The sequence below is a fragment of the Pseudomonas sp. PSPC2-3 genome, assembly GCF_049898265.1.
Lineage (GTDB): Bacteria > Pseudomonadota > Gammaproteobacteria > Pseudomonadales > Pseudomonadaceae > Aquipseudomonas > Aquipseudomonas veronii.
Genome location: NZ_JAFCXJ010000002.1, coordinates 406,067 through 429,372, shown reverse-complemented (window position 1 = coordinate 429,372; position 23,306 = coordinate 406,067). Strand labels below are relative to the sequence as shown.

The window sequence follows — 23,306 nt, the reverse complement described above, 5'->3', positions numbered from 1 at the left end:
AATGGGGCGCGTATCATACATGAAAAAATCCGCCGGTCCGTTGCCAACTGACCGGCGTATTACGCGTAACGGCTTGAAAATAGCCCGTGGCTGCGACTTATTCGTTGCGCATCAACGGGTAAAGCTCTTTGAGCAATTTGCGACGGCTGATGACCAACTGCCAACGATGACCGCCCAACTGGCGCCACAACCGCGCCGAGCGGATACCGGCCAGAAGCAGGGCGCGGATCTTCGAGGCGTTGTTCGGTTGTTGCAGGTTGCGCATGTCGCCATGCACCTGGATGCGCTGGCGCAATGTGCTCAAGGTGTCCTGGTACAGCGCGCCGCAGGCGGCGATGACGTTTTCGTGGGCCGGGCCGAAGTGTTCAACCTGGGACTGGATCTGCGGCAGGCGCTTGCCGATGGTCTCCAGCAGGTCGTCACGCTTGGCCAGTTGGCGCTCGAGGCCGAGCATCGACAGGGCGTAGCGCAGCGGTTCGCGCTGCAAGGTGCTCGGGTCGCGTTCCAGTGCGCCGACCAGCGCGCGGTAGCCTTCACGCAGCGCCAGGTCGTCACCGCCATAGACTTCCAGGGTGTCCTTGGGGTCGCGAACCAGCAGGCTGCCGAGCATGCAGGTCAGGCCGGCCTCGGTAACCTGGCCGGTTTTGGCGATCTTGTCCACCAGCACTGCGGCGAGGAAGACCCCGCCGAGTGCCGTCAGTTGCTCCTGGATCGGGCTCATGCCGGGTTGCTCCAGGGTTCGGCGACTTCAATCACGCCGCCCCCCAGGCACACCTCGCCATCGTAGAACACCACGGACTGGCCAGGCGTGACCGCGCGCTGCGGGTCATCGAAGGTGGCGCGGTAACCGTCGGCGGTTTTTTCCAGGGTGCAGGGCTGGTCGCTCTGGCGATAGCGCACCTTGGCGGTCAGGCGGCGCGGCGTGCTCAGGTCCACCGGGTTGACCCAGTAGATATCCGAAGCGAGCAGTGCGCGGGAGAACAGCCATGGGTGGTCATTGCCCTGGCCGACGATCAGTTCGTTGTGCTCCAGGTCCTTGACCAGCACGTACCATGGCTCGTCGCCGGCGTCTTTCAAGCCGCCGATGCCCAGGCCCTGGCGCTGGCCGATGGTGTGGTACATCAGGCCGTGATGGCGGCCGATGACCTCGCCTTCGGTGGTTTTGATCTCGCCCGGTTGCGCTGGCAGGTATTGCTTGAGGAAGTCGCTGAAGCGGCGCTCGCCGATAAAGCAGATCCCGGTGGAATCCTTCTTCTTGGCGGTGGCCAGGTCGTGCTGCTCGGCGATCCGGCGCACTTCGGGCTTTTCCAGTTCGCCGACCGGGAACAGGGTCTTGGCGATCTGTTCGCCGCCAACGGCGTGCAGGAAGTAGCTCTGGTCCTTGTTGGGGTCCAGGCCCTTGAGCAGTTCGGTGCGCCCGTCGATGTCACGACGGCGCACGTAGTGGCCGGTGGCAATCAGGTCGGCGCCGAGCATCATGGCGTAGTCGAGGAACGCCTTGAACTTGATCTCGCGGTTGCACAGGATGTCCGGGTTCGGCGTGCGGCCGGCCTTGTATTCGGCCAGGAAGTGCTCGAACACGTTGTCCCAGTACTCGGCGGCGAAGTTGGCGGTGTGCAGCTTGATGCCGATCTTGTCGCACACGGCCTGGGCATCCGCCAGGTCGTCCATGGCGGTGCAATATTCCGTTCCATCGTCTTCTTCCCAGTTCTTCATGAACAGGCCTTCCACCTCATAACCCTGCTCCATGAGCAGAACGGCGGAAACGGAAGAATCCACGCCGCCGGACATGCCGACGATGACGCGCTTCTTTTGTGTGTCAGAAGGGGCTGGATCACGCATAGGGTTTCAACGGGTGTCTTGAAAAAGGACGCGATTCTAACAGGCCCAAGCCTTCAAGGCTAAAGAGAAGGTCGGATCAATTCGAGACTGTGGCGAAAGCCGGCCAGATAATCATCGATACACCGGATGATCAGCTCACTGCGCCAGGCGTCGCGCAGGCCCATCAGCTCGTCACGGCTCAGCCAGCGGGCGCGCACGATGCCGTCGTCAAGTTGATAGTCCGGGCGGTGTTTCAGCGCCTTGGCGGTGAAGCAGACCCGCTGGTAGGTCACGCCGTTGCTCGGCGCGGTGTACAGGTAGATGCCGACGATGCCGGTGGCTTCGACGTCCCAGCCGGTTTCTTCGAGGGTTTCACGCACGGCGGCTTCGGTCAGGGTTTCGTGCGGGTCGAGGTGGCCGGCGGGCTGGTTGAGCACGGCGCGGCCGCCCTTGAGTTCTTCGACCATCAGGAAGCGGCCGTTGTCTTCGACGATGGTGGCGACGGTGATGTGGGGTTGCCAGGTCATTGGATACCTCTCGATTCTGAGTGCGGTGCGGTCTTCAGGCAGGATTGCAGTCGGTGTGGGAGGGTGCTTGCTCCCGATGGCGGTGGGGCAGTCGACTTATTGGTAGCTGACTCACTGCCATCGGGAGCAAGCTCCCTCCCACATTTGAATCCGGTTTATTCGCTGGAAACACAAACCCCGGCACGGGGCCGGGGTTTGTTTGCATCCTTACAACCTTACTTCAGCTTGGCAATTGCCGCGTTGAGGGTGTTGCTCGGGCGCATGACTTTGCTGGTCAGCTCCGGGTTCGGCGCGTAGTAGCCGCCGATGTCCACTGGCTTGCCCTGTACGGCGTTGAGCTCGGCAACGATGGTTGCCTCGTTCGCGGCGAGGGTCTTGGCCAGTTCGCCGAATTGCGCTTGCAGCGCGGTGTCTTCGGTCTGTGCGGCCAGGGCTTGGGCCCAGTACAGCGCCAGGTAGAAGTGGCTGCCGCGGTTGTCGATGTTGCCGACTTTGCGCGATGGCGACTTGTTGTTGTCGAGGAACTGGCCGGTGGCCTGGTCCAGGGTCTTGGACAGCACCAGGGCTTTCGGGTTGTTGTAAGTCACGCCCAAATGCTCAAGCGATGCGGCCAGGGCCAGGAACTCGCCCAGGGAATCCCAACGCAGGAAGTTTTCTTCCAGCAGTTGCTGCACGTGCTTGGGTGCCGAACCGCCAGCGCCGGTTTCGAACAGACCGCCACCGTTCATCAGCGGCACGATCGACAGCATCTTGGCGCTGGTGCCCAGTTCCATGATTGGGAACAGGTCGGTCAGGTAGTCGCGCAGTACGTTACCGGTCACCGAGATGGTGTCCAGGCCCTTGCGGGTGCGCTCCAGGGTGAACTTCATCGCGTCGACCGGCGACATGATGCGGATGTCCAGGCCGTCGGTGTTGTGGTCTTTCAGGTAGGTCTGGACTTTCTCGATCACCGCACCGTCATGGGCGCGCTGTGGGTCCAGCCAGAAGATGGCCGGGGTGTTGCTGGCGCGGGCGCGGTTGACGGCGAGTTTGACCCAGTCCTGGATCGGCGCGTCTTTGGCCTGGCACATGCGGAAGATGTCGCCGGCTTCGACGGCCTGTTCCATCAGCAGGTTGCCCTTGCTGTCGGTAACGCGGACGACGCCGTCAGCCTTGACCTGGAAGGTCTTGTCGTGAGAGCCGTACTCTTCGGCTTTCTGTGCCATCAGACCAACGTTTGGCACGCTGCCCATGGTGGTCGGATCGAACGCGCCATTGGCCTTGCAGTCTTCGATGACGGCTTGGTAGATGGTGGCGTAGCAGCGATCTGGGATCACGGCCTTGGTGTCGTGCAGCTGGCCGTCGGTGCCCCACATTTTGCCGGAGTCACGGATCATGGCCGGCATCGAGGCGTCGACGATCACGTCGCTCGGCACGTGCAGGTTGGTGATGCCTTTGTCGGAGTTGACCATCGCCAAGGAAGGGCGAGCGGCGTAGACCGCCTGGATATCGGCTTCGATCTGCGCTTGCTGCTCGGCCGGCAGGGCCTTGATGCGAGCGTACAGGTCGCCGATGCCGTTGTTCAGGTTGAAGCCGATCTGCTCCAGCACGGCGGCGTGCTTGGTCAGGGCGTCTTTATAGAACTCGGCAACGATCTGGCCGAACATGATCGGGTCGGAGACCTTCATCATGGTGGCTTTCAGGTGAACCGACAGCAGTACGCCTTGTTTCTTGGCGTCTTCGATTTCAGCGGCGATGAAGCTGCGCAGGGCGTTCTTGCTCAGCACGGAGCTGTCGATGATTTCGCCAGCTTGTACGGAAGTCTTTTCCTTCAGTACGGTCGCGGTGCCGTCTTTAGCGATCAGTTCGATTTTGACCGCGTCGGCTGCCTCGATCTGTACGGCTTTTTCGCTGCCGTAGAAGTCGCCGTGGCTCATGTAAGCGACGTGGGACTTGGAGTCGGCAGCCCAGGCGCCCATCTTGTGCGGGTGCTTGCGTGCGTAGTTCTTGACCGACAGCGGTGCGCGGCGGTCGGAGTTGCCTTCGCGCAGTACCGGGTTCACGGCGCTGCCCTTGATCTTGTCGTAACGTGCACGGGTTTCTTTTTCCGCGTCGGTGGTTACGGTTTCCGGGTAGTCCGGCAGGGCGTAGCCCTTGGCTTGCAGTTCTTTGATCGCCGCCTGCAGTTGAGGCGTCGAGGCGCTGATGTTAGGCAGCTTGATGATGTTGGCTTCAGGCGTAACGGCCAGGGCGCCCAGTTCGGCGAGGTGGTCCGGGACGGCTTTGGTGCCCAGTTGCTCGGGGAAGCTTGCGAGGATGCGCCCGGCGAGGGAGATGTCGCGGGTTTCCACGGCAATATCAGCGGAAGCGGTGAAGGCCTCTACGATAGGCAGCAGTGAATAGGTGGCGAGGGCTGGTGCTTCGTCGGTGAAGGTGTAGATGATCTTCGAGCGGGTGGGCATATTCGGATTAACTCTCTTCTTTGCTGAAAGCGTGCGCAGAAACTCGAGATGCGCCGGGTAGAGCGCGTTCGTTCAAAGTCATCCATGAGCGAAAGGTCGAGGTTTCTTCGCGGTGATGTTGGGTTGCATCAGTCGAGCGTCAAGCGGGTGGACTATTGTTTAGTCCGGCTTTTCTGGCGCTGGGCGCTGCTTTCTATTGAAGAAGCAGGCGGTCGGCCGTCGTGACTCTTTGGTCAGCGGCGGCATTATACATAGGTCGCTATGCTTACGCCGAGCCTTCATACAAAAGGTGGGTCGTCCATTGGTCTAAAGGTCGCAGGGACCAAGTTGCGCCTAAAGTCGCATGATGTGCTCAAGATTGGCGCTTTTCCCTTTGCTTTCAAGCTTGTAGGCGACTAAATATGCTGTTTTCGATGCAAATGAGCGTGGCGTGAGGTTTAAGTCGTCATTTATCTGGAGTAGGCTCGAACGCAGCCAGATGTTCAATCCATAGATGGAGTTCAGCATGGGATACAAGAAGATTCAGGTTCCGGCAGTCGGCGACAAAATCACCGTCAATGCAGACCATTCTCTCAATGTTCCTGACCAACCGATCATCCCTTATATCGAAGGTGACGGTATCGGTGTCGACATCAGCCCAGTGATGATCAAGGTGGTCGACGCCGCTGTTGAAAAAGCTTACGGCGGCAAGCGCAAGATTTCGTGGATGGAAGTTTACGCCGGTGAGAAGGCGACCCAAGTCTATGACCAGGACACCTGGCTGCCCCAGGAAACCCTGGACGCGGTGCGCGATTACGTAGTCTCCATCAAAGGCCCGCTGACCACGCCGGTCGGTGGTGGCATCCGTTCGTTGAACGTGGCCCTGCGCCAACAACTCGACCTGTATGTGTGCCTGCGCCCGGTGCGCTGGTTCGAAGGCGTGCCGAGCCCGGTCAAAAAGCCTGGCGACGTGGACATGACCATCTTCCGTGAAAACTCCGAAGATATTTACGCCGGGATCGAGTGGAAAGCCGGTTCGCCGGAAGCGATCAAAGTGATCAAGTTCCTCAAGGAGGAAATGGGCGTCACCAAGATCCGCTTCGACCAGGATTGCGGTATCGGCATCAAGCCGGTGTCCAAAGAGGGCACCAAGCGCCTGGCGCGCAAGGCCCTGCAATATGTCGTGGATAACGACCGCGAGTCGCTGACCATCGTACACAAAGGCAATATCATGAAGTTCACCGAAGGTGCCTTCAAGGAATGGGCCTACGAAGTGGCGGCTGAAGAATTCGGCGCAACCCTGCTCGATGGCGGGCCGTGGATGCAGTTCAAGAACCCGAAGACCGGCAAGAATGTCGTGGTCAAGGATGCGATTGCCGATGCCATGCTGCAGCAGATCCTGCTGCGTCCGGCTGAATACGACGTGATCGCGACCCTCAACCTCAACGGTGATTACCTGTCTGACGCCCTGGCGGCGGAAGTCGGTGGTATCGGTATTGCGCCGGGCGCCAACTTGTCTGACACCGTGGCAATGTTTGAAGCCACCCACGGTACTGCGCCGAAATATGCCGGTAAGGACCAGGTCAACCCGGGTTCGCTGATCCTGTCGGCGGAAATGATGCTGCGCCACATGGGCTGGACCGAAGCGGCGGATCTGATCATCAAGGGCACCAATGGCGCTATCTCGGCCAAGACCGTGACCTATGACTTCGAGCGCCTGATGGAGGGCGCGAAGTTGGTGTCGTCATCGGGCTTTGGCGATGCGCTGATCTCGCACATGTAAGCACGCAGGCATAAAAAACGGCTACTCCAATGGGTTGGGTGGCCGTTTTTTATTTGCATGCTTCTCGCTTGGCAGTGAATCAGGCCGTTAGCTTCTTTTCTTTTTGAGCGGCGGATACAACGGGTTTTGCAGATGTAGTGATCGTGCTTGCACAGATGTTCACGGCGTGCAGCCCTTTCGGTCCTTGAATGATCTCAAAGCTCACAGCTTGGCCCGCTTTCAGCGTTTTGTAGCCATCCATATGGATCGCTGAATAATGCGCAAAAAGGTCCTCGGTCTTACCTTCTTCATTAATGAAGCCGTAACCCTTGGCATTGTTGAACCATTTGACCTTGCCACTGATCTTGACGCCAGACATACCCATATCCCTCTGCACCAGACTCCATCACTGGAGTATCATCCAGTTTATCCGTCCTAACCCGAATAAATAAGGTTGACTGCGCGGACCTTTTTTACCCACTGTGGGTTCTATTGGTTGTAACACCGATTTGCCGATAGTCAAGGTGACCGAACGGTCGGAGTTGAAATTCTGACAGGTCGCCCCCACCACTGTATTTGAACCACTGACGAACCTTTCTTTCCATGCATGCAATCAGCCAGATTCGACTAACATTCAATCAGGATCGACCGGATCACGAGCACGATGACGACGGTTCTGCAGGCATTGCTGTTCAGGAGGCCAAGCCTGCTCTACAGGCGCCGCCGATGTACAAGGTGGTTTTGTTCAACGATGACTACACACCGATGGATTTCGTGGTCGAAGTACTCGAGGTGTTTTTTAACCTGAACCGCGAGTTGGCGACCAAGGTAATGCTGGCCGTTCACACAGAAGGACGGGCAGTATGTGGAGTGTTTACCCGCGACATCGCCGAGACAAAGGCCATGCAGGTCAACCAGTACGCCAGGGAAAGCCAGCATCCGCTACTCTGTGAAATCGAGAAGGACGGTTAACGCCGACCACTTGGGTATGAGGTGAAGCTATGTTAAACCGCGAGCTCGAAGTCACCCTCAATCTTGCCTTCAAAGAGGCCCGTTCGAAGCGTCATGAATTCATGACCGTCGAGCACCTGCTGCTGGCACTTTTGGATAACGAAGCTGCCGCCACCGTTTTGCGTGCGTGCGGCGCCAACCTCGACAAACTCAAGCATGACCTGCAGGAGTTCATCGACTCCACGACGCCACTGATCCCCGTGCATGACGAGGACCGTGAAACCCAGCCGACCCTGGGCTTTCAGCGGGTATTGCAGCGTGCTGTTTTCCACGTACAGAGCTCCGGTAAGCGTGAAGTCACGGGCGCCAATGTGCTTGTCGCCATCTTCAGCGAACAGGAAAGCCAGGCAGTGTTCCTGCTCAAGCAGCAGAGCGTTGCCCGTATCGATGTCGTCAACTACATCGCCCACGGTATCTCCAAAGTGCCTGGGCACGGCGATCATTCCGAGGGTGAGCAGGAAATGCAGGACGACGAGGGCGGTGAGTCTTCTTCTTCGGGCAACCCATTGGATGCCTATGCCAGCAATCTCAATGAGCTGGCGCGCCAGGGGCGGATCGATCCGCTGGTGGGGCGCGAGGCTGAAGTTGAGCGCGTGGCGCAGATCCTCGCACGTCGTCGCAAGAACAACCCGTTGCTGGTGGGTGAGGCGGGCGTGGGTAAAACCGCGATTGCCGAAGGCCTGGCCAAGCGTATCGTCGACAACCAGGTGCCGGACTTGCTGGCCAGCAGCGTCGTCTACTCCCTTGACCTCGGCGCGTTGCTCGCCGGGACCAAGTACCGCGGCGATTTCGAGAAGCGCTTCAAGGCGCTGCTCGGCGAGCTGAAAAAACGCCCGCAGGCGATCCTGTTCATCGATGAAATCCACACGATCATTGGGGCCGGTGCGGCCTCCGGTGGTGTGATGGATGCTTCCAACCTGCTCAAGCCGTTGTTGTCGTCGGGTGATATCCGCTGCATCGGCTCGACCACGTTCCAGGAATTCCGCGGGATCTTCGAGAAAGACCGTGCCCTGGCGCGTCGCTTCCAGAAAGTCGACGTGTCCGAGCCTTCGGTTGAAGACACCATCGGCATCCTGCGTGGGCTCAAGGGGCGTTTCGAAGCGCACCATGGCATCGAGTACACCGATGAAGCGTTGCGGGCCGCTGCCGAGCTGGCGTCGCGCTACATCAACGATCGGCACATGCCGGACAAGGCCATCGACGTGATCGACGAGGCGGGTGCCTATCAGCGTCTGCAGCCGGTCGAGAAGCGTGTGAAGCGCATCGACGTGGCTCAGGTCGAGGATATCGTGGCCAAGATCGCGCGGATTCCGCCAAAACACGTCACCACCTCCGACAAAGAGCTGCTGCGTAACCTGGAGCGCGACCTCAAGCTCACCGTGTTTGGCCAGGATGCGGCCATCGACTCGCTGTCCACTGCGATCAAGTTGTCGCGGGCGGGCCTCAAGTCGCCGGACAAGCCCGTCGGTTCGTTCCTGTTCGCCGGCCCGACCGGCGTCGGCAAGACCGAAGCGGCTCGGCAGTTGGCCAAGGCCATGGGCATTGAGTTGGTGCGGTTCGACATGTCCGAATACATGGAACGTCACACCGTGTCGCGCCTGATCGGTGCGCCTCCGGGCTATGTCGGTTTTGATCAGGGCGGCCTGTTGACCGAGGCGATCACCAAGCAGCCGCATTGCGTATTGCTGCTCGATGAAATCGAGAAGGCTCACCCGGAAGTCTTCAACCTACTGCTGCAGGTCATGGACCACGGCACTCTGACCGACAACAACGGGCGCAAGGCGGATTTCCGCAACGTGATCGTGATCATGACCACCAACGCCGGTGCTGAAACCGCGGCGCGGGCGTCGATCGGCTTTACGCATCAGGATCACTCTTCCGATGCGATGGAAGTGATCAAGAAGAGCTTCACGCCGGAGTTCCGCAACCGCCTGGACACCATTATCCAGTTTGGTCGCCTCAGCCATGAGGTCATCAAAAACGTGGTGGACAAGTTCCTCACCGAGCTTCAAGCGCAGTTGGAAGACAAGCGCGTGCAGCTGGAAGTGACGGACGCGGCGCGCAATTGGCTGGCCGAAGGTGGTTACGACGCGGCAATGGGCGCTCGCCCGATGGCGCGTCTGATCCAGGACAAGATCAAGCGGCCATTGGCCGAAGAGATCCTGTTCGGCGAGCTCTCCGACCATGGTGGCGTGGTGCATATCGACCTGAAGGACGGCGAGCTGACCTTCGAGTTCGAAACCACGGCCGAAATGGCCTGATCGTTCTGCAGCTACGCAAAAGGCGCCGAAAGGCGCCTTTTTGCTGTCTTGAGATGTAATTGCCAGAACAATGGCGATCCAATGCGGGAGGGAACAAGCCCCCTCCCGCATTGGGTTTCGGCTGTCAGGTAAATGCTATACACACAAAAACGCCCGGCATAACCGGGCGTCTTGTATTGACTTGATTAGCGGGCGCGGTAAGTGATGCGCCCTTTGCTCAAGTCATAGGGCGTCAGCTCGACGCGCACTTTGTCACCGGTAAGAATACGAATGTAGTTCTTGCGCATCTTGCCGGAGATATGCGCGGTTACGACGTGCCCATTTTCCAACTCCACACGAAACATGGTGTTGGGCAGGGTGTCGACGACAGTGCCTTCCATTTCGAAGCTGTCTTCTTTCGACATGCAGTAAAGCCCTCGGTATCCAGTGAATGGCCCGGTGCAACTGCGCCAGGCAAAAGCGGCGTGCATTGTGCCCGAAAAAGGGTGTTTAAGCCAAGAGGTTCTAGTTAAGCGTGACCCATCTTTGATTAATCAGCAGTTCAATCGGCCGATATTGGGTCTTGTAGTTCATCTTTTTGCAGTTTTTGATCCAGTATCCAAGGTACACCGCCTCCAGTTCCAGGCGCCGGGCTTCGCTGATTTGCCAGAGGATCGCGAAGCGTCCCAGGCTGCGCCGCTCTTCGTCGGGTTCATAGAAGGTGTACACCGCCGACAGGCCGTTGGGCAGCAAATCGGTCACGGCGACGGCCAGCAGGCGCCCGTCGAGTCGGAATTCGTAGAAGCGTGAGAAAGGCAGTTCACGCACCAGGAAGGTGGAAAACTGGTCGCGACTGGGTGGGAACATGTCGCCGTCGGCGTGGCGTTGTTCGATGTAGCGCTGGTAAAGATCGAAGTATTCTTCGCTGAACCTGGGGTTGGCCGCCGTGACCGTCAGGTCGGCGTTGCGCTTGAGGATGCGCTTCTGGTTGCGGTCCGGCACAAACTGCGCCACGGGAATGCGTGCCGGCACGCAGGCATTGCAGTTTTGGCAGTGCGGTCGGTACAGGTGATCGCCGCTGCGCCGAAAGCCCATTTCCGAAAGGTCGGCATACACATGCACGTCCATCGGCTGGCTGGGGTCGAGGAACAGCGTGGTGGCCTGTTCGTCGGGCAGATAGCTGCAAGAGTGGGCTTGAGTGGCATAAAACTTCAAGCGCGCCAGCTCGGTCATGATCAACCCTCGGATAAGCTTTGAAATAAGTGTAAGCCAGGTGCGAGGAAGTCGCCTAGGAAACCCACGGTCCAGCGTTGGGTTGGTCCAGATAGTCGCGCAGGAAGCCGGCGAACTCGCTGCGCGGTATGGCGCGGGCGCCCAGGCTGTGCAGGTGATCGTTGGGCATCTGGCAGTCGATCAGCACAAAACCCCATGCCTGCAGCTGCCGGGTCAGCGTGGCAAAACCGAACTTCGAGGCGTTATCGGCGCGGCTGAACATGGATTCGCCAAAAAACAGCCGGCCCATCGCCAGCCCATACAGGCCGCCCACCAGTTCGCCGTTGTCCCAGACCTCGACCGAGTGCGCGTAACCCCGCGCGTGCAGCTCCTGGTAGGCGCTCTGGATGCCTTCGGTGATCCAGGTGCCATCTGCATAGGCGCGAGGCGCGGCGCAGGCCTGGATGACCGCAGCGAAGTCCTGGTCGAAGGTCACGCGATAGCGCTGCTGGCGCAATAATTTGCCCAGGCTGCGGGATACGTGCAGTTCGTCGGGGAAAATCACCGTGCGAGGGTCCGGCGACCACCAGAGAATCGGCTGGCCCTGCGAGAACCACGGAAAGCAGCCGTGGCGATAGGCCTGGATCAGTCGCTCGGCCGACAGGTCGCCACCGGCGGCGAGCAGGCCATTGGGTTCGCGCATGGCTTTGGCCAGCGGCGGGAAGGTCAGGGTGTCGCGTTGTAACCAGGTCAGCATGGCATCCAGGCTTACGGAAGGGGAGGGGAGTGGCAGGCGTCGGGCCTGCCCGGAGGGTTGATTATTGTCGACCCGGCGTCAGGGGGCCAGCCCGAATCGGGCATTGCTGTGGATTAGCGTGAGCGGGTGTTTCTGCAACTCTCTCGCAGAGACGTGGTCGTATTCGGGGCTGCCCCATGCAGGCCAATTGCCAAGCTTGCCTGGATTGCTAAAAACAGCGCATAAGCCTTTGTCAGCAAAGACAATGCATGCTCAAATTGAACAGTGTGTGACACTTGAATTGTCCAGGCTGCCGCGCAAGGGGCAAGGGCGTGGCATCGCGGACACAAACCCGTACAATGCGGGCATTCTGGCGTTATCGCCGTTTCACTCGTCAATCGCTCGGTGTTAAAGGTAGATTTAACGGCGTTCGTTTATTTTTCGGCTGCTCGGATTGGGCGGCAGTGTGCAGTCATTCAACAGATGGACGCGCTAAAGGCGCAGGAAAAGACCCGTTTTGAAGAAATCCACCGCGACACAAAAAACAGTCGTGCCGGCCTGGCGTCAGCACCTGCATTATCGGCTCAAGGAAGGTGCGCTGATCGCCATCGGCGCGCTGTGCCTGTTCCTGATGATGGCCTTGCTCACCTATGGCAAGGACGATCCGGGCTGGAGCCACAACAGCAAGATCGATGACGTGCAGAACTTCGGTGGGCCTGCCGGTTCCTACAGCGCCGATATCCTGTTCATGGTGCTGGGTTATTTCGCGTACATCTTCCCGTTGCTGCTGGCGATCAAGACCTGGCAGATCTTCCGCCAGCGTCATGAGCCGTGGCAGTGGAGCGGTTGGCTGTTTTCCTGGCGCCTGATCGGCCTGGTGTTCCTGGTGCTGTCCGGCGCGGCGCTGGCGCATATCCATTTCCATGCGCCGACCGGCCTGCCGGCGGGCGCTGGCGGCGCGCTGGGTGAGAGCCTCGGCGACCTGGCCCGCAAGACCCTGAATATCCAGGGCAGCACCCTGATGTTTATCGCGCTGTTCCTGTTCGGCCTCACCGTGTTCACCGACCTGTCGTGGTTCAAAGTGATGGACGTGACCGGCAAAATCACCCTCGACCTGCTGGAGCTGTTCCAGGGCGCCGCCAACCGCTGGTGGGCGGCCCGGGTGGAGCGCAAGCGCATGGTGGCCCAATTGCGCGAGGTGGACACCCGCGTCAACGAGGTCGTGGCCCCGAGCACGCCGGACCGGCGTGAACAGGCCAAGGTCAAGGAACGCCTGATTGAACGCGAACAAGCCCTGAGCAAGCACATGTCGGAGCGCGAGAAACAGGTGCCGCCGGTGATTGCCCCGGCACCGCCCAAGGCTCCCGAACCGAGCCATCGCGTGCAGAAAGAAAAACAGGCGCCGTTGTTTGTCGACAGCGCGGTCGAAGGCACGCTGCCGCCGATCTCGATTCTCGACCCGGCCGAGAAGAAACAACTCAACTATTCCCCGGAGTCCCTGGCGGCCGTCGGCCATCTGCTGGAAATCAAACTCAAGGAATTCGGCGTCGAAGTCTCGGTGGACTCGATCCACCCCGGCCCGGTGATTACCCGTTACGAAATCCAGCCAGCGGCCGGGGTCAAGGTCAGCCGAATCTCCAACCTGGCCAAAGACCTCGCCCGCTCCCTGGCCGTGACCAGCGTGCGCGTGGTGGAAGTGATCCCCGGCAAAACCACCGTGGGCATCGAGATTCCCAACGAAGACCGCCAGATCGTGCGCTTCTCCGAGGTGCTGTCGACCCCGGAATACGACAACTTCAAATCGCCGGTCACCCTGGCCCTGGGCCATGACATCGGCGGCAAGCCGGTAATCACCGACCTGGCGAAAATGCCTCACCTGCTGGTGGCCGGTACCACCGGTTCGGGTAAGTCGGTGGGGGTCAACGCAATGATCCTGTCGATCCTGTTCAAGTCCGGCCCGGAAGACGCCAAGCTGATCATGATCGACCCGAAGATGCTCGAATTGTCGATCTACGAAGGCATTCCGCACTTGCTCTGCCCGGTGGTCACCGATATGAAGGACGCCGCCAACGCCCTGCGCTGGAGCGTTGCCGAGATGGAGCGGCGCTACAAGCTGATGGCGAAGATGGGCGTGCGCAACCTGTCGGGCTTCAATGCCAAGGTCAAGGAAGCCCAGGACGCCGGCACGCCGCTGACCGACCCGCTGTACAAGCGCGAAAGCATCCACGACGAAGCGCCATTGCTGACCAAGTTGCCGACCATCGTCGTGGTGGTCGACGAATTTGCCGACATGATGATGATCGTCGGCAAGAAGGTTGAAGAGTTGATCGCACGTATCGCACAGAAGGCGCGTGCTGCCGGTATCCACTTGATCCTCGCAACCCAGCGGCCGTCGGTGGATGTGATCACCGGTCTGATCAAGGCCAACATCCCGACGCGCATGGCGTTCCAGGTGTCGAGCAAGATCGACTCGCGGACCATCATCGACCAGGGCGGCGCCGAACAATTGCTGGGCCACGGTGACATGCTCTACATGCCGCCGGGCACCAGCCTGCCGATTCGCGTGCATGGCGCGTTCGTTTCCGACGATGAAGTGCATCGCGTGGTGGAAGCCTGGAAACTGCGCGGTGCGCCGGAATACAACGACGACATCCTCGCCGGTGTTGAAGAAGCCGGCAGCGGCTTCGACGGCGGCAGCAGCGGTGGCGACGATGATGCCGAAACCGACGCGCTGTACGACGAAGCGGTGGCCTTCGTGTTGGAAAGCCGTCGCGCCTCGATCTCCGCCGTGCAGCGCAAGCTGAAAATCGGCTACAACCGCGCCGCCCGCATGATCGAAGCCATGGAAAATGCCGGCGTCGTCACCGCAATGAACACCAACGGCTCGCGCGAAGTCATCGCCCCCGGGCAGATGCGCGACTGATCACGCGCCGCGTGGCAGCACGCGGCGCGCCCTAACGACTCAATGAGGACTCCCATGCGTCTTATCCGCATGCTGTTGTTGCCGGCACTGGCCCTGACTGCTGTTTCGGCTCACGCTGATCCGGCCTCCGTCGCCAGCCTGACCAACCTGCTGGACAAATCCAAGACCCTGACCGCGCGCTTCTCCCAGCTGACCCTGGATGCCGGCGGCACCCAGTTGCAGGAAACCGCCGGTGAAATGGCCGTGCAGCGCCCTGGGCTGTTTTACTGGCACACGGAAGGGAAGGCCGAGCAGATCATCGTTTCCGATGGCCAGAAAGTCACGCTGTGGGACCCGGACCTGGAACAGGCGACCATCAAAAAGCTCGATCCGCGCTTGAACCAGACCCCGGCGCTGTTGCTGTCGGGCGATGTGTCGAAGATCAACGACAGCTTCGAGATCACCTCCAAGCAAACCAGCAACGTGATCGAATTCACCCTCAAGCCGAAATCCAAGGACACGCTGTTCGACAGCCTGCACCTTTCGTTCGGTAACGGCGTGATCAATAACATGCGCCTGATCGACAGCGTCGGCCAGCGCACCGATATCCTGTTCACCGGGGTCAAGGCCAACGTGCCGGTGCCCGCGTCCACGTTCAAGTTCGACATCCCCAAGGGTGCCGACGTGATCCAGGAATAACCTGCCTAGAGGTTTCAAACGCTGCCCATGGACCTGTTTCGAAGTGACCCGATCGCTCAACCCCTGGCCGCACGCTTGCGTTCGACCAACCTGGATGAGTACGTCGGTCAGGAACACCTGCTCGCTCGCGGCAAGCCTTTGCGCGAAGCCCTGGAGCAGGGTGCGCTGCACTCGATGATTTTCTGGGGGCCGCCGGGGGTGGGTAAAACCACGCTGGCGCGGCTGTTGGCGAAAGTCTCGGATGCCCACTTCGAAACGGTCTCGGCGGTGCTGGCTGGGGTCAAAGAGATCCGCCAGGCCGTGGAAGTGGCCAAGCAGCAGGCCGGGCAATACGGCAAGCGCACCATCTTGTTCGTCGACGAAGTGCATCGCTTCAACAAGTCGCAGCAGGACGCGTTCTTGCCGTATGTCGAAGACGGCACGCTGATTTTTATCGGTGCGACCACCGAGAACCCGTCCTTCGAATTGAACAACGCCTTGCTCTCGCGGGCGCGGGTGTATGTGCTCAAGAGCCTGGATGAAGCGGCGATGCAAAAGCTGCTGCAGCGCGCCTTGAGCGAAGACAAGGGCTTGGGCAAGCGCCAGTTGAGCCTCAGCGAAGAAGGCTTCAAGATCCTGTTCAGCGCCGCCGACGGCGATGGGCGGCGCTTTCTGAACCTGCTGGAGAACGCCTCCGACCTGGCCGAGGACGGCAGCGAGATTGGCGTCGAACTCCTGCAAAGCCTGCTCGGCGACACGCGCCGGCGTTTCGACAAGGGTGGCGAAGCGTTCTACGATCAGATTTCGGCGCTGCACAAATCGGTGCGCGGCTCCAACCCCGACGGCGCGTTGTACTGGTTCGCGCGCATGATCGACGGTGGCTGCGACCCGCTCTACCTCGCGCGCCGCGTGGTGCGTATGGCCAGCGAAGACATCGGCAACGCCGACCCGCGCGCCTTGAGCCTGTGCCTTGCGGCGTGGGAAGTGCAGGAGCGCCTGGGCAGCCCCGAAGGCGAGCTGGCGGTGGCCCAGGCCATTACCTACCTGGCCTGCGCGCCGAAAAGCAACGCGGTGTACATGGGCTTCAAATCGGCACTGCGCGCCGCAGCCGAACATGGCTCCCTCGAGGTGCCGCTGCACCTGCGCAATGCGCCGACCAAATTGATGAAACAACTGGGTTACGGCGATGAATACCGCTACGCCCACGATGAGCCGGACGCCTATGCCGCCGGCGAAGATTACTTCCCTGATGCGCTCGAGCCGCAGCCGTTCTACCAGCCGGTGCCCCGTGGCCTGGAGCTGAAGATCGGTGAAAAGCTCAATCACCTCGCTCAACTCGACCGTCTCAGCCCCAAACAGCGGAGAAAGTAGTGCTCAAGACGATTCTTGCCGTGTCCGTTGCCGGCATCGCTGGTACATTATTGCGTTTCGCCACTGGTAATTGGGTTAACGCCAACTGGCCGAGGCATTTTTATACGGCGACCCTGGCGGTCAACCTGGTCGGCTGCCTGATCATCGGGCTGTTGTACGGTTGGTTCCTGTTGCGCCCGGAAGTGCCGATTGAAATTCGTGCCGGCTTGATTGTCGGCTTTGTAGGCGGTCTGACGACCTTTTCATCCTTTTCACTGGATACGGTGCGCCTGCTGGAAAGCGGGCAGGCCCTGGTCGCCTTCGGGTACCTGGGCATCAGCGTGTTCGGCGGGCTGCTCGCCACCTGGGCCGGCCTGTCCTTGACCAAACTTTGATAAACGAGAGACCGACATGCTCGATTCCAAACTGTTACGTAGCAACCTTCAGGACGTAGCGGACCGCCTGGCATCCCGTGGCTTTGCCTTGGATGTTGCGCGCATCGAAGCGCTGGAAGAACAGCGCAAGACCGTCCAGACCCGCACCGAAGCACTGCAGGCTGAGCGTAATGCGCGTTCCAAGTCCATCGGGCAGGCCAAGCAGCGCGGTGAAGACATCGCGCCGTTGATGGCGGATGTCGAGCGCATGGGCACCGAGCTGTCCGACGGCAAACTCGAACTGGACAAGATCCAGGGCGAGCTGGATTCGATCCTGCTGGGCATTCCGAACCTGCCGCACGAGTCGGTGCCGGTCGGTGCGGACGAAGACGGCAACGTCGAAGTGCGCCGCTGGGGCACGCCAAAGGCCTTTGATTTCGCGATCAAGGACCACGTCGCCCTGGGCGAACTGAACGGCGGCCTGGATTTCGAAACCGCCGCCAAGCTGTCCGGTGCGCGCTTTGCCTTGCTGCGCGGCCCGATTGCCCGCCTGCATCGCGCCCTGGCGCAGTTCATGATCAACCTGCACACCGGCGAGCACGGCTACGAAGAGGCCTACACCCCGTATCTGGTTCAGGCGCCGGCCCTGCAGGGCACCGGCCAGTTGCCGAAGTTCGAGGAAGACCTGTTCAAGATCAGCCGCGATGGCGAAGCCGACCTGTACCTGATCCCGACCGCCGAAGTGTCGCTGACCAACATCGTCGCCGGCGAGATCCTCGACGCCAAGCACCTGCCGCTCAAGCTCGTCGCCCACACGCCGTGCTTTCGCAGTGAAGCCGGTGCATCGGGGCGCGACACCCGCGGCATGATCCGCCAGCACCAGTTCGACAAAGTCGAGATGGTGCAGGTTGTCGAGCCGTCGACCTCCATGGAAGCCCTCGAAGGCCTGACCGCCAACGCCGAACGCGTGCTGCAACTGTTGGAGCTGCCGTACCGCGTGCTGGCGCTGTGTACCGGCGACATGGGTTTCAGCGCCGTGAAGACCTACGACCTCGAAGTGTGGGTGCCGAGCCAGGATAAATACCGCGAGATCTCGTCGTGCTCCAACTGCGGTGATTTCCAGGCCCGTCGCATGCAGGCGCGTTTCCGCAACCCGGAAACCGGCAAGCCGGAACTGGTGCATACCCTCAACGGTTCGGGCCTGGCCGTAGGCCGTACCCTGGTGGCCGTGCTCGAAAACTACCAGCAGGCCGACGGTTCGATCCGTGTGCCGGACGTGCTCAAGCCGTACATGGCGGGCATCGAGGTCATCGGCTAAATGGAATTTCTGCCGCTGTTTCATAACCTGCGCGGCAGTCGTGTGTTGGTCGTCGGTGGCGGGGAGATTGCCTTGCGCAAGTCCCGCCTGCTGGCCGACGCCGGCGCGCTGCTGCGGGTGGTTGCTCCCCAGATCGAAGACCAGTTGCGTGAACTGGTGCTGGGCAGTGGCGGGGAACTGATCGTGCGCGGTTATCAGGAGGCCGACCTTGACGGTTGCACCCTGATCATCGCCGCAACGGACGACGAACCACTGAACGCGCAAGTGTCCAGTGATGCGAAGCGCCGTTGCGTACCGGTCAACGTGGTGGATGCGCCAGCCCTGTGCAGCGTGATCTTCCCGGCGATTGTCGACCGTTCGCCCCTGGTGATCGCGGTGTCCAGCGGCGGCGATGCGCCGGTGTTGGCGCGCTTGATCCGGGCCAAGCTGGAAACCTGGATTCCGTCCACGTATGGCCAGTTGGCCGGGCTGGCGGCGCGCTTTCGGGCCCAGGTCAAGCGTTTGTACCCGGACGTGCAGCAGCGCCGCGCGTTCTGGGAAGAAGTCTTCCAGGGCCCGATTGCCGACCGGCAACTGGCCGGGCAGGGCGATGAAGCCGAGCGTTTGCTGATCGAAAAGGTCAACGGCGCGCCGCCTTATGCCCCAGGCGAAGTCTACCTGGTGGGCGCCGGCCCCGGCGATCCGGACCTGTTGACCTTCCGCGCCTTGCGTTTGATGCAGCAAGCCGATGTGGTGCTCTACGACCGTCTGGTGGCCCCAGCGATACTTGAGCTGTGCCGTCGTGATGCCGAGCGCGTCTACGTGGGCAAGCGTCGCGCCGATCACGCCGTGCCCCAGGACCAGATCAACCAGCAATTGGTCGACCTGGCCAAGCAAGGCAAGCGCGTTCTGCGCCTCAAGGGCGGCGATCCGTTCATCTTCGGCCGTGGCGGCGAAGAGATCGAAGAGCTGGCGGCCCATGGCATTCCGTTCCAGGTGGTGCCGGGGATCACGGCGGCCAGCGGCTGCGCGGCGTATGCCGGGATTCCGTTGACCCACCGTGACTATGCGCAATCGGTACGCTTTATCACCGGGCACTTGAAGAACGGCACCTCGGACCTGCCTTGGAGTGATCTGGTGGGCCCGTCGCAGACCCTGGTGTTCTACATGGGCTTGATCGGTTTGCCGATCATCTGCGAACAGTTGATCAAGCATGGACGTTCGGCGGACACGCCAGCGGCGTTGATCCAGCAGGGCACCACGTCCAACCAGCGCGTGTTCACCGGCACCCTGGCCGACCTGCCGCGCCTGGTGGCGGAGCATGAAGTGCATGCGCCGACGCTGGTGATCGTGGGTGAAGTGGTGGTGCTGCGCGAGAAGCTCAAATGGTTTGAAGGCGCCCAGGCTCAGGTCTGAGCCTGAATGCATCGGGGGCAAGCCCCCTCCCACATTTTGGAATGCATTCCAATGTGGGAGGGGGCTTGCCCCCGATGAGGCCATTAGATCCAACCCATCCTCTGGATCAACGCCAGACGCCCTTAGCGCTCAACCGCCCGCGATCATGCTCGGCATCAAACACCTGCAACGGCCCCTTGGGCACAATCCCCGTCGGATTGATGGTGCGGTGGCTGGCATAGTAGTGCCCCTTGATGTGCGCAAAGTCCACCGTCTCGGCCACTCCCGGCCATTGATAGATTTCCCGCAACCAATTCGACAGATTCGGATAATCGGCAATCCGCCGCAGGTTGCATTTGAAGTGGCTGTAATACACCGCATCAAATCGAATCAGCGTGGTAAACAGCCGTACATCCGCCTCGGTCAGGTACTCACCGGCCAGGTAGCGATGCTCGCCCAGGTGCTGTTCCAAGTGGTCCAGTTCGGCAAACACATCATCGAACGCACGCTCATAGGCCTGCTGCGAGGTGGCGAAGCCTGCGCGGTACACGCCGTTGTTCACGGCGGGGTAGATGCGCTCGTTCAGCGCATCGATGCGCGGGCGCAGAGCCTCGGGGTAGAAGTCCAGGGTGTTGCCGGTCAGCCCGTTGAACGCGCTGTTGAACATGCGGATGATCTCCGCTGATTCATTGCTGACGATGCGCTTGAGTTGTTTGTCCCACAGCACCGGCACCGTGACGCGCCCGGTGTAATCGGCCGTGTCGGCGGTGTAGCGCTGGTGCATGAACGCGAAGCCATCCAGCGAGTCGCCGCTGGAGCCGCGGGCCTTGTCGAAGGTCCAGCCGTTTTCCAGCATCAGCCAGCTGACCACGGACACGTCGATCAGACCTTCCAGCCCCTTGAGTTTGCGCAGGATCAGCGTGCGATGGGCCCACGGGCAGGCGAGCGACACATACAGGTGGTAACGACCGGCTTCGGCCTTGAAGCCACCTTCGCCGCTGGGGCCGGGCTGGCCGTCAGCGGTCACCCAGTGGCGGCGTTGTGCCTGTTCCCGCTGGAACGCGCCATCCGCGCTACTTTCGTACCACTGGTCGTGCCAGCGTCCTTCAATCAGCAAACCCATGACTGGCTCCTTGGCTAATAAGCGTTGGAGTCCAGTCTAAAGGGATGAGTTCGAACTAAAAGCGCAAAGATTGCGGGGGAATGATCGATTAAATCGATTTATCCCGTGCGTCCCAGTATTGCTGGGCCAATTCGAACGCTTGCTCCCGCGGATGACCGAGGCCGCGCAAGGCCAGGGCCATGGTGGCGATCAAGGCGAGTTGCGGGTAGCTGTCCTCGACCTCGCCGCGCCACAGCGCTTTCAACTGCTCGGGCTCCAGGCTGGCCGGTTTGACATGGCGCTGGGCGGCGAGGGCGGGCCATTCTTCGTCCCAGCTTTCGCCACCGGTGGTGCCGTAGAGGTGGCTGATCGTGTCGGGGTTGATCTCGATTTCGCCGCCATCGCCCTTGACCACAATCACCGTGTCGCCGAGCAGGCCGCTGGCATCGCGGTGTACGCCCTGGTAGCCGGGATGGAAGATGCTTTGCAGGCCGCAGCGTGCATTCAGCGGGTTGAGCAGGCGTGCCAGGGAGTGGATCGGCGAGCGCAGGCCCAGGGTGTTGCGCAGGTCGATCATGCGTTGCAGTTGCGGGGCCCAGTCGCCCAGCGGGATGAATACCAGGTTGCCGTGCTCGAAGGCTGTCTCGACCTGCTGCCAATTGCGGCACAGCGGGATCTGTAGACCTTCCAGCAATTGCTCGGTGTACAGCCGGCCGGCCGTGTGGGCGCCGCCGCCATGCATGAGGATGCGTACACCGTTCTGCGCCAGGCACTTGGCGGCCAGCAGGAACCACGGCAGGTGGCGCTTTTTGCCGGCATAGGTCGGCCAGTCGATATCCACCTCCAGCGCCGGGGCGTGCAGGCGCTCGCGCACCGCTTCGGTGAAACCGGCGAGTTCTTCCGGGCTTTCCTCTTTGTGGCGCAGCAGCATGAGGAAGGCACCGAGCTGGGTGTCTTCGACTTTTTCGTCAAGCAGCATGCCCATGGCTTCGCGGGCTTCTTCGCGGGTCAGGTTGCGCGCACCGCGCTTGCCTTTGCCCAGGATACGCACGAACGGCGCAAACGGGTGCTCGGCAGGGGTTTCGAGGGTCAGCGGAGCAAAGTCGGTCATAAGCAATTCGTCGGTCTGGGCAGGCCGGCCAGCTTGGCGGCGAGTTTGGCGGGAGTGCCGTTGAACAGTTTGTTGAGGTGCAGGCTGTTGCCCTTGTCCGCGCCCAGCTTCAAGGCGGTGTACTTGATCAGCGGGCGTGTGGCGGGGGACAGCTGGAACTCTTGATAAAACTGGCGCAGCAGCTCGAGGATTTCCCAATGCGCCGGGGTCAGCTCGAGGGCTTCGGCGGCGGCGAGGGCGTTGGCCACGTCGGCCGACCACTCGTTCAGGTCGACGAGGTAGCCGTCCTTGTCCAGTTCGAGGGTGCGCGCGCCCACGGTCAGGGTGTTCATAGCCAGGTGTTGACCTTGTCGTAGTCGATCGACAGCTGCACGAAACCTGGGTAATCCACGCAGTCGGCCCAGTCGGGCAGCGGCAGGTTGCGCGCCAGGCTGTCTTCGGCCAGCACAAAGACCTTCACGCCTTTGGTCAGCAGCGCCGGGTGACGCAGCCCGTAGGCGCCGTCGCCACAGAGCAGGATCGCATCGTCGCTGCCACAGACGCGCAGGCAGCTGTCGAGGCGGCTATCGGTAAACGGGGAGTGGGACACCACATGTAAAGTCGACATCAGAGGGTTATCACCTGGTCGTAACGGTCAATCAACTGGGAAATCTGTTCGTCGTTCAGTGGCTGTGCATTGACCGGGTGCGTCAGCCCGCGCGCAGCCAGGCTGTGGCCGCAGGCAAACACCTCGTCGATACCGAACAGCCCCAGTGCCTGCAGGTTGGCGCCGAGGTCTTTTTGCTGCACGGCCTTGGCGTCCTGGTGCGGCGCCAGTTGGAACACGCCGTCATCCAGGAACAACAGGCCGATGGGCAGATCGAACGCGCCGCCGGCCAATACGATATCCAGGGCTTCCCGCGCGCTCGGCCCGGACCACGGTGCCTGGCGGCTGATCACCAGCAAGGATTTGGACATGTCACGGCCCTCCAAAACAGATCAGGCGGTCGGCGGCCTGGGTCGCGTCGTGCAATTGCCCAAGGCCCGACAGCTCCCATGGCGCCTCCAGGTTCACCGCGCTGCGCTGGTAACGCGCGGCTTCTTCGCTGTCGAGCACGCCACGGCGCAGGGCGGCGGCGATGCACACCACGGCGTCCAACTGATGCGCGCTGACAAACTCACGCCATTGGCGAGCGATGTCTTGCTCATCCTGTGGCGCAACGATGGTGTTGGAGGCACTGTAGACGCCGTCCTGATAAAAAAACAGGCGCACAATCTCGTGCCCGCCGGCCAGCGCCGCCTGGGCGAACAGCAAGGCGCGACGCGAGGAGGGCGCATGGGCGGTGGAAAACAGTGCTATCGCAAATTTCATGGAACCCCCTGCAAGCA

At 61.0% G+C, this 23,306-nt stretch carries 23 protein-coding genes; 9 read left to right on the top strand and 14 right to left on the bottom strand.

The window, feature by feature from the left end:
- Positions 1 to 97 precede the first annotated feature (97 nt).
- The 4 genes from hflD to ACP7E3_RS05870 form a co-directional block, all read right to left on the bottom strand.
- Positions 98 to 721, bottom strand: a complete 624-nt coding sequence (gene hflD, locus ACP7E3_RS05885) for a high frequency lysogenization protein HflD (RefSeq protein ID WP_017848052.1) — start codon at positions 719 to 721, stop codon at positions 98 to 100.
- Positions 718 to 1,842 carry a tRNA 2-thiouridine(34) synthase MnmA gene (mnmA, locus tag ACP7E3_RS05880; protein ID WP_026140164.1) on the bottom strand — a complete coding sequence of 375 codons (1,125 nt, stop codon included), beginning with the start codon at positions 1,840 to 1,842 and terminating at the stop codon, positions 718 to 720. The genes hflD and mnmA overlap by 4 nt, the downstream gene beginning before the upstream one ends.
- Positions 1,843 to 1,901: 59 nt before the next feature.
- Positions 1,902 to 2,348, bottom strand: a complete 447-nt coding sequence (locus ACP7E3_RS05875; RefSeq protein ID WP_017848050.1) for an NUDIX hydrolase — start codon at positions 2,346 to 2,348, stop codon at positions 1,902 to 1,904.
- Positions 2,349 to 2,563: 215 nt separating this feature from the next.
- Positions 2,564 to 4,789: an NADP-dependent isocitrate dehydrogenase gene (locus ACP7E3_RS05870; RefSeq protein ID WP_017848049.1), complete on the bottom strand. Its 2,226-nt coding sequence runs from the start codon at positions 4,787 to 4,789 to the stop codon at positions 2,564 to 2,566.
- A gap of 505 nt (positions 4,790 to 5,294) precedes the next feature.
- Between ACP7E3_RS05870 and icd the strand changes: the two genes are divergently transcribed.
- Positions 5,295 to 6,551, top strand: a complete 1,257-nt coding sequence (gene icd / locus ACP7E3_RS05865) for an NADP-dependent isocitrate dehydrogenase (protein WP_026140163.1) — start codon at positions 5,295 to 5,297, stop codon at positions 6,549 to 6,551.
- A 79-nt stretch (positions 6,552 to 6,630) separates the two neighbouring features.
- On the opposite strand, the gene cspD is transcribed toward icd, so the two are convergent.
- A complete protein-coding gene (cspD, locus tag ACP7E3_RS05860; RefSeq protein WP_057004490.1) occupies positions 6,631 to 6,909 on the bottom strand; it encodes a cold shock domain-containing protein CspD in 279 nt (92 codons plus the stop codon).
- Positions 6,910 to 7,133: 224 nt separating this feature from the next.
- On the opposite strand from cspD, the gene clpS reads away from it, so the two are divergent.
- Positions 7,134 to 7,502 (top strand): ATP-dependent Clp protease adapter ClpS, encoded by a 369-nt coding sequence (gene clpS, locus ACP7E3_RS05855; RefSeq protein WP_010567912.1) that lies wholly within the window; start codon positions 7,134 to 7,136, stop codon positions 7,500 to 7,502.
- 29 nt (positions 7,503 to 7,531) lie between these two features.
- A complete protein-coding gene (gene clpA, locus ACP7E3_RS05850; RefSeq protein WP_017848046.1) occupies positions 7,532 to 9,802 on the top strand; it encodes an ATP-dependent Clp protease ATP-binding subunit ClpA in 2,271 nt (756 codons plus the stop codon).
- A 185-nt stretch (positions 9,803 to 9,987) separates the two neighbouring features.
- On the opposite strand, the gene infA is transcribed toward clpA, so the two are convergent.
- From infA to aat, 3 genes are all read right to left on the bottom strand, one after another.
- Positions 9,988 to 10,206 (bottom strand): translation initiation factor IF-1, encoded by a 219-nt coding sequence (infA, locus tag ACP7E3_RS05845; protein ID WP_002553999.1) that lies wholly within the window; start codon positions 10,204 to 10,206, stop codon positions 9,988 to 9,990.
- Positions 10,207 to 10,306: 100 nt separating this feature from the next.
- The gene (locus ACP7E3_RS05840) at positions 10,307 to 11,014 is read right to left on the bottom strand and encodes an arginyltransferase (RefSeq protein WP_017848045.1); all 708 of its coding nucleotides are present in this window, start codon (positions 11,012 to 11,014) and stop codon (positions 10,307 to 10,309) included.
- Positions 11,015 to 11,069: 55 nt separating this feature from the next.
- Positions 11,070 to 11,750, bottom strand: coding sequence for a leucyl/phenylalanyl-tRNA--protein transferase (gene aat, locus ACP7E3_RS05835; protein WP_017848044.1), 681 nt, complete (start codon positions 11,748 to 11,750; stop codon positions 11,070 to 11,072).
- Between the two features lie 496 nt (positions 11,751 to 12,246).
- On the opposite strand from aat, the gene ftsK reads away from it, so the two are divergent.
- Genes ftsK through cysG form a run of 6 tightly spaced genes read left to right on the top strand, consistent with a single transcriptional unit; the run spans position 12,247 to position 19,746 of the window.
- On the top strand, positions 12,247 to 14,652 hold the full coding sequence (gene ftsK / locus ACP7E3_RS05830; RefSeq protein WP_017848043.1) for a DNA translocase FtsK: 2,406 nt from the start codon (positions 12,247 to 12,249) through the stop codon (positions 14,650 to 14,652).
- 54 nt (positions 14,653 to 14,706) lie between these two features.
- On the top strand, positions 14,707 to 15,330 hold the full coding sequence (gene lolA, locus ACP7E3_RS05825; RefSeq protein WP_426122543.1) for an outer membrane lipoprotein chaperone LolA: 624 nt from the start codon (positions 14,707 to 14,709) through the stop codon (positions 15,328 to 15,330).
- A gap of 27 nt (positions 15,331 to 15,357) precedes the next feature.
- A complete protein-coding gene (locus ACP7E3_RS05820; RefSeq protein WP_057004422.1) occupies positions 15,358 to 16,680 on the top strand; it encodes a replication-associated recombination protein A in 1,323 nt (440 codons plus the stop codon).
- The gene (crcB, locus tag ACP7E3_RS05815; protein ID WP_017848040.1) at positions 16,680 to 17,054 is read left to right on the top strand and encodes a fluoride efflux transporter CrcB; all 375 of its coding nucleotides are present in this window, start codon (positions 16,680 to 16,682) and stop codon (positions 17,052 to 17,054) included. The genes ACP7E3_RS05820 and crcB overlap by 1 nt, the downstream gene beginning before the upstream one ends.
- Positions 17,055 to 17,070: 16 nt before the next feature.
- Positions 17,071 to 18,351 (top strand): serine--tRNA ligase, encoded by a 1,281-nt coding sequence (gene serS, locus ACP7E3_RS05810; RefSeq protein WP_017848039.1) that lies wholly within the window; start codon positions 17,071 to 17,073, stop codon positions 18,349 to 18,351.
- Positions 18,352 to 19,746 carry a siroheme synthase CysG gene (cysG, locus tag ACP7E3_RS05805; protein ID WP_057004420.1) on the top strand — a complete coding sequence of 465 codons (1,395 nt, stop codon included), beginning with the start codon at positions 18,352 to 18,354 and terminating at the stop codon, positions 19,744 to 19,746.
- 106 nt (positions 19,747 to 19,852) lie between these two features.
- Here cysG and ACP7E3_RS05800 read toward each other — a convergent pair whose 3' ends face one another.
- The 6 genes from ACP7E3_RS05800 to tusD form a co-directional block, all read right to left on the bottom strand.
- Complete coding sequence (locus ACP7E3_RS05800) at positions 19,853 to 20,848, bottom strand: glutathione S-transferase family protein (RefSeq protein WP_057004419.1); 996 nt, start codon at positions 20,846 to 20,848, stop codon at positions 19,853 to 19,855.
- An 88-nt stretch (positions 20,849 to 20,936) separates the two neighbouring features.
- Entirely contained in the window at positions 20,937 to 21,938 is a 1,002-nt protein-coding gene (locus tag ACP7E3_RS05795; protein ID WP_426122539.1) for a glycosyl transferase family protein, read from the bottom strand.
- Positions 21,935 to 22,270: a TusE/DsrC/DsvC family sulfur relay protein gene (locus tag ACP7E3_RS05790; RefSeq protein WP_017848035.1), complete on the bottom strand. Its 336-nt coding sequence runs from the start codon at positions 22,268 to 22,270 to the stop codon at positions 21,935 to 21,937. The genes ACP7E3_RS05795 and ACP7E3_RS05790 overlap by 4 nt, the downstream gene beginning before the upstream one ends.
- Complete coding sequence (gene tusB / locus ACP7E3_RS05785) at positions 22,267 to 22,545, bottom strand: sulfurtransferase complex subunit TusB (RefSeq protein WP_017848034.1); 279 nt, start codon at positions 22,543 to 22,545, stop codon at positions 22,267 to 22,269. Before tusB ends, ACP7E3_RS05790 begins: the two co-directional genes overlap by 4 nt.
- A complete protein-coding gene (gene tusC / locus ACP7E3_RS05780; protein ID WP_017848033.1) occupies positions 22,545 to 22,895 on the bottom strand; it encodes a sulfurtransferase complex subunit TusC in 351 nt (116 codons plus the stop codon). Before tusC ends, tusB begins: the two co-directional genes overlap by 1 nt.
- A 1-nt stretch (position 22,896) precedes the next feature.
- Positions 22,897 to 23,289 carry a sulfurtransferase complex subunit TusD gene (tusD, locus tag ACP7E3_RS05775; protein ID WP_426122536.1) on the bottom strand — a complete coding sequence of 131 codons (393 nt, stop codon included), beginning with the start codon at positions 23,287 to 23,289 and terminating at the stop codon, positions 22,897 to 22,899.
- Positions 23,290 to 23,306: the final 17 nt, after the last annotated feature.